Raw genomic sequence first — 6035 nt, 5'->3', positions numbered from 1 at the left:
GGCTGGGCCAGGGCTGCGCCGACGGGCAGTAAAAACGCAAGCAGCAGTGCCGCGCGGCGCAAGCGAATGGATCTCGGCATGAAGACTTTCCAGAGATGAAATGTAAGCACGATTTTGCCTACCCACGGGGGTGGTGCTGCGCATGCAGCGCCTTGAGCCTCTCGCGCGCGACGTGGGTGTAGATCGTGGTGGTGGAGATGTCGGCGTGGCCCAGCAGCATCTGCACCGCGCGCAGGTCGGCGCCGTGGTTCAGCAGGTGCGTGGCGAAGGCATGGCGCAGGGTATGGGGCGACAGCGGCGAATGGATGCTACTCAGCACTGCGTACTTCTTGACCAGCATCCAGAACATCACGCGGCTCATGCCCTTGCCGTGGCCGGTGACGAACAGGTCGTCGGTCTGCTGCCCGCCCAGGATGGCCGGCCGCGCCTCGGCGAGGTAGCTGACTATCCATTCGCGCGCCACCTGGCCGAAGGGCACCAGGCGCTCTTTGCTGCCCTTGCCCATGACGCGCAGCACGCCCTCGTTGAGGCTGAGGTGAAAAGTCTTCAGGCCCACCAGCTCGCTCACGCGCAGGCCGCTGGCGTAGAGCAGTTCCAGCATGGCGCGGTCGCGCAAGCCGAGCGGCGTGTCTACGTCCGGCGCGGCCAGCAGGGACTCGACCTGGGCTTCGGTCATGGTCTTGGGAACCCGCAGCGCCTGTTTAGCCGACTGCAGCTTGAGCGTCGGGTCCGCGTCTATCAGTCGCTCGCGCAGCGCCCAGCGGAAGTAGCGCTTGAACACCGTGAGGCGGCGGTTGGCCGAGGTTGCCTTGGTCGCGGCATGCCGGGCCGAAAAATAGCTGTTGAGGTCGGTCTCGGCCGTGGCATCCAGTACACGCCCGCCCTGCCTGGCCGCGCCCAGCCAGTCGGCGAACAGCGACAGGTCCCGGCGATAGGCCGCCAGCGTGTTTTTGGAGAGGCCGTCTTCCAGCCACAGCGCGTCGATGAACGCGTCGATGCTGGACTGGCTTTGTGTTTGCATGGGGGTGACCATAACAAAAAAGCCGCCGTGCATTCAACTGCACGACGGCTTGATCGGGGAAGTCCCGCACCGGGCGAACCGGGACCAGACTTATTCCAGCTTGAGCTTGGCGGAGTCCACCACTTTTTTGTAGACCTCGAACTCGGCCTTGATCTGGGCCGTGAACTGCTCGGGCGTGTTGGCGATGATCAGCGAGCCCGTGTCCTCGATGCGCTTGCGCACGGCCGGGTCTTCCAGCGATTTCTTCACGCCTGCGCTGACCTTGTCGACAACTTCCTTGGGCAGGCCCTTGGGGCCCAGGATGCCGTAGTAGGCCATGCGGTTCACCGGCTCCAGGCCGACTTCCTTGAAGGTCGGCACGTCCGGCAACACCGCCAGGCGCTGCGGCGCGGCCACCACGATGGGGATCAGGCGCTTTTGCTGGATAAAGGGCAGCGCGGAAGGAATGTTGTCAAAAATCATGGGGACCTGGCCGGCCACCGTGTCGTTAAGGGCCGGGCCCGCGCCGCGGTAGGGGATGTGGGTCACGAAAGTCCCCGACATGCTCTTGAAAAGCTCCATCTGCAGGTGGCCGATGCCGCCCGTGCCCGAGGACGAATAGGAGTACTTGCCGGGGTTCTTCTTGAGCTCGGCCAGGAACTCCTTGTAGTTGCGGGCCGGAAAGCTCGGGTGCACCGCAATGATGTTGGGCGTGGCCGCGATGTTGATGATGGGCGTGAAGTCCGTCAGCGTGTTGTACGGAATTTTGGGGTTGATGGCCGGGTTGGCTGCGGTGGTCGACACCGTGGCCACGCCCAGCGTGTAGCCGTCGGGAACGGAGCGGGCGATTTCCAGCGCGCCGACCACGCCGCCGCCGCCGGCCTTGTTCTCGACGATGACGCTCTGGCCCAGGGCCTTGCCCAGCGGCTCGGCGATCACGCGGGCCACAATGTCCGTGGTACCGCCGGGTGCGAAAGGCACCTGCAGCTTGACCACCTTGTTGGGGTAGCCCTGCGCCAATGCAGGGCCCGCGGCGGCGCCCAGCACAAGCGCGGACAGCACCGAGTAGGCAAAGAGATAACGACGTTGCATGTTCAAATCCTTCCGATGAAACAGCTGAAATGGTAATCGCAGCCACGCGCTTCGCAGTTGTGGATTACGCATAAGGGCAAACCCGCAGGGATTGCGGTTATTCTCGGCGGGGTGAATTACGCCCAGCTTCTTTTTCCTGACTTTTCCCTTATCGTTTGCGGCTACCTGGTGTGCCGCTACACCGCCCTCAACCGCACGGTCTGGGAGAAGGTGGAAAGCCTGGTCTATTACTTTCTGTTTCCGGTCTTGCTGTTCCACTCCATCGTGAAAAGCCCGCTGGACCTGGGCGCCGCCTCCAGCCTGATAGGCGCCGGCCTGCTGATGGGCGTGGCCGGCATCGCCATGGCCTACAGCCTGCCGCACCTGCCCTGGCTGCGCYGCCACATCGACGCGCGCGAGCACGCGGCCAGCGCGCAGGTGGCCTTTCGCTTCAACTCCTTCATCGCCCTGGCCCTGGCCGACCGCCTGGCCGGCGCCCAGGGCCTGCAGCTGATCGCGGTGCTGATCGGCGTCTGCGTGCCCCTCTTCAACGTTGCCGCGGTATGGCCCATGGCAAAGCACGCCCAGCGCGGCTTCCTGGGCGAGCTGGTGCGCAACCCGCTCATCGTGGCGACAGCCACGGGCCTGGCCGCCAACCTGCTGGGTTTCAGCATCCCCGTCTGGCTGGAACCCACCGTCAACCGCATAGGCGCCGCTTCCCTGGCCCTGGGCCTGATGTCGGCCGGCGCCGGGATGCAGTTCGCGCACCTGTCGCAAGCCAAGGCATTGACGGTGGCGGTGCTGTCGATACGCCACTTCCTGCTGCCCGTCGTGGCGCTGGGCCTGGCCAGGGCTTTCGGCTTGTCGCCGATGCAAACCACCATACTGCTGGCCTTCTCCGCGCTGCCCACCGCCTCCAGCGCCTACGTGCTCGCGGCGCGCATGGGCTACAACGGGGCTTATGTGGCGGGGCTGGTGACCTTGTCGACCATGTTGGGGGTGCTTAGCTTGCCGTTTGCCTTGGCGGTGTTGCGCTAGATACCCGCCCCCCAATTCCTGCCGGCATCTTCCCGCCCGGTCGGTGACACCCAAGCCTTGGCTGTTTCCGCCCGCACTGGGTATACTGATGTAAAAATTTGTAGCCGGTATGGCAATGACAATGACAGGGAGTCAGGGATGGGAATTCATAGCGTAATCGCGGCCTTGATATTCACGGTAGCGGCGTGTTCGAGCGCCAGCGGCGGCCAAACCCTCTTCAAATGCGGCGCCACGTTCCAGGACAAACCCTGCGATACGGAGGTTCAGAAAAAATACTCTCCCCTGACAGGTTCCTTCAGCAAGGAACAGGTCAATGTCACGGCCGATGCACAGTGCGCGGACAAGGGCATTCGCGCCCTGCCTTTTATCCAGGCGCGAACCCGCCAGGAAACCCTGGAAAGCCTGCACACCGCGATTGACAGCAAACCCATCGCGAGACTGGAAAAGGTCAAGGAAAAAGAACTGGCTACCGCGGTTTTCGCCAAAAAAGGCAGCCCCGTGGAAATCCGCTCCGCCATCGAGACGGAGTGCATGGACAGCAAGCAGTTCGGCACAAGGGCCCGCGCGCCGACCGCTTACCCTTACCCCGAAAGCAACGCACGGACTATTGCCGCCGAGAGGCGCGCCGAGGCAGCCGCGGCGAGAGCCGCCGCCGCAGCCGACCGCGCATCGCGCCGCTATTGAATCAAGCTCCCCTGCCACAGGGGAAATAACAACTCAAGACCCACAGGAAGCCCATGAAGTCAGCCTATCTAGTTCTGGGAGTGCCGGGAAACGCCTCTCGGGAAGACATCGAAGCGGCCTTTGAAAAAGCCAAAAGCGTTTATTCTCCCGCCAGGCTTGCGGCAGACCCGCAAGCCGTTGATAAATTCCTTGAAGTCAAAACCGCACACCAGATCCTGCGCGACGAAGAGTCCAGGGCCGCGCATGACCGCAAGCTGAGCAGCGCGAAGACTGGCGCAGCGCCAGCCGCGCGCATCGACAGATCGGTCAGCGTGAAACCGGAGGCCTCATTGCCTGCGCGCATGCTGCCGATCCTGCTGGCGCTGGTCATCGTGATTTTCGCAACGGGCTATTACGTCAGTTCCAAGCGGGAAGCCGCCCGGAAAGTACAGGAAGCCCATGAACTCCAGCTGAAAGCTCAAGCGGCCGAAGAGGAAAAGAAAGAACAGCTTCGCCTGGCCGCCGAGGAAGCAAACCGGCAGCAGATCGCCAGGCGCGCGGAGCAGCAGGACAGCCAATTCCGCCGGGAAAGCGAGCGGGCCATCAGCACCGCACGTTATTCAGAAGCACAGCGCAGCTACCAGGAAATTCAGCGGGAAAGCATCGAGCAACGGGAAGCCCAACGCAAAGAATACGAAGCCAGGTCGCGCGAGCAAAACGAGGCCAGAATGGCAGAGCAACGACTTGCCAAGGACAAGGCCCGTATTCGCGAACTGTGCTACCAGAACTACAAGCGCTCCGACTGCTGAGGCATTCAGGCAGCGTTCTTCTTCTCGATAAATTCGCCCATCCGGCTCAGCAAGCGCCACCACTCCGACCCATCGTCGCGATAAACCCGTATCGCCCCCGCGCGCACCAAAATCTTGCGCAATTCATCTTCCTCAAATCCGCCCAGGTGCATCTGCAGGGTTTCAAAGGAGCGGTCGGTATAGCCCTTGTGGCTCAGGAAATGGCGCGCCGTGTCTTCGGCCATGAATTCGGTCTTGTGTTGTTCATGTGCCAGCGCCAGCTGGTGTTTGTGAAGCTGCCGGTTCAGGAAAAACGTAATGCCGCCGCCAACGGCCGCGCCGAACAGCGAAGCCAGCGCGCCTGAGATCGTGGGGTCCATGTGGGAGTCCTTTCATGCACGGGGCATATTACCGGAGGTCATTGGGCCAGGGCCCATTCAATGTGTTCCGCGACCAGTTCGCCGCTCTCCGCGGCACGCGCGCGCAGGGCCTCGCGCAGGGGCCGCCCGGCGGGCTCATCGAGCACACGCAAGGCATTGCCCATGGCCACCGCGATGTTGCGCAACCAGCGCTCGTGGCCTATGCGCCGTATCGGGCTGCCTTCGGTGAAGCGCAAAAACGCCTCTTCGGTCCAGCCGAGCAGGGTCACCAGCTGCTGCCCCGTCAGGCCCTGGCGTTCGTCGAAATCGGGCAAGGCGCTGCGCTGGGCGAATTTGTTCCAGGGGCAGATCAGCTGGCAATCGTCGCAGCCGTAGATGCGGTTGCCGATCAGCGGCCGCAGCTCCAGCGGGATGGGGCCGGCGTGTTCTATGGTCAGGTAGGAGATGCAGCGCCGCGCGTCGAGCTTGTGCGGCGCGATGATCGCCTGTGTGGGACACACCTCGATGCAGGCCTGGCAGGTACCGCAATGCGCCGCCACCGGCTCGCTGGGCGGCAGGGCGAGGTCCACATAGATTTCCCCCAGAAAGAACATGGAGCCGGCCTCGCGGTTGAGCAGCAAGGTGTGCTTGCCGCGCCAGCCCTGCCCGCTGCGCGCCGCCAGCTCGGCCTCCAGCACCGGCGCGGAATCGGTGAAGGCGCGGTGGCCCAGTTGCTCCACGTGCGCCGAGATCCGTTCGCCGAGCTTTTGCAGGCGGCTTCGCATGATCTTGTGGTAGTCGCGGCCGCGCGCATAGACCGACACAATGCCCTCGGCGGGCCGCTCCAGGCGGCTGAATTCCAGGGCCTGCCACTCCCCAGGCGCGGCGGCGGTGGCGGCCGGCAGATAGTTCATGCGCGCGGTGATGACGCTCACCGTGCCCGGGATCAGCTCGGCCGGCCGGGCGCGCTTGAGGCCGTGCGCGGCCATGTAGTGCATGTCACCGTGAAAGCCCGCCGCCAGCCAAGCCGATAATCCGGGTTCGGCCGACGATAGGTCGACACCGGCAATGCCGATTTGCGAAAATCCAAGCTCGCGCGCCCAAGCCTGAATTTGA

7 protein-coding genes are annotated in these 6035 nt (G+C 63.7%); 3 read left to right on the top strand and 4 right to left on the bottom strand.

The annotated features are described in order from the left end of the window. Positions 1-118: 118 nt before the first annotated feature. Entirely contained in the window at positions 119-1021 is a 903-nt protein-coding gene (xerD, locus tag AC1D1Y_RS19565) for a site-specific tyrosine recombinase XerD (protein WP_477683792.1), read from the bottom strand. Positions 1022-1111: 90 nt separating this feature from the next. Next, a complete protein-coding gene (locus AC1D1Y_RS19560; RefSeq protein ID WP_477683791.1) occupies positions 1112-2092 on the bottom strand; it encodes a tripartite tricarboxylate transporter substrate binding protein BugE in 981 nt (326 codons plus the stop codon). A gap of 111 nt (positions 2093-2203) precedes the next feature. Here AC1D1Y_RS19560 and AC1D1Y_RS19555 point away from each other — a divergent pair, with 111 nt between their 5' ends. The 3 genes from AC1D1Y_RS19555 to AC1D1Y_RS19545 are packed head-to-tail and all read left to right on the top strand — an operon-like array spanning position 2204 to position 4581. Further along, positions 2204-3109, top strand: coding sequence for an AEC family transporter (locus AC1D1Y_RS19555; protein ID WP_477683790.1), 906 nt, complete (start codon positions 2204-2206; stop codon positions 3107-3109). Positions 3110-3166: 57 nt separating this feature from the next. Beyond that, positions 3167-3793 (top strand): hypothetical protein, encoded by a 627-nt coding sequence (locus AC1D1Y_RS19550; RefSeq protein ID WP_477683789.1) that lies wholly within the window; start codon positions 3167-3169, stop codon positions 3791-3793. A 53-nt stretch (positions 3794-3846) separates the two neighbouring features. Continuing rightward, positions 3847-4581 carry a J domain-containing protein gene (locus AC1D1Y_RS19545; RefSeq protein ID WP_477683788.1) on the top strand — a complete coding sequence of 245 codons (735 nt, stop codon included), beginning with the start codon at positions 3847-3849 and terminating at the stop codon, positions 4579-4581. 5 nt (positions 4582-4586) lie between these two features. Here AC1D1Y_RS19545 and AC1D1Y_RS19540 read toward each other — a convergent pair whose 3' ends face one another. After that, positions 4587-4940, bottom strand: coding sequence for a hypothetical protein (locus AC1D1Y_RS19540; RefSeq protein WP_477654233.1), 354 nt, complete (start codon positions 4938-4940; stop codon positions 4587-4589). Positions 4941-4978: 38 nt separating this feature from the next. After that, positions 4979-6031, bottom strand: coding sequence for a tRNA epoxyqueuosine(34) reductase QueG (gene queG / locus AC1D1Y_RS19535; protein ID WP_477683794.1), 1053 nt, complete (start codon positions 6029-6031; stop codon positions 4979-4981). Positions 6032-6035: the final 4 nt, after the last annotated feature.

This window comes from Polaromonas sp. P1_G1, assembly GCF_056405595.1.
The sequence above is the reverse complement of the archived record's forward strand: the minus strand, read 5'-3'. Positions and strand labels throughout refer to the sequence as shown.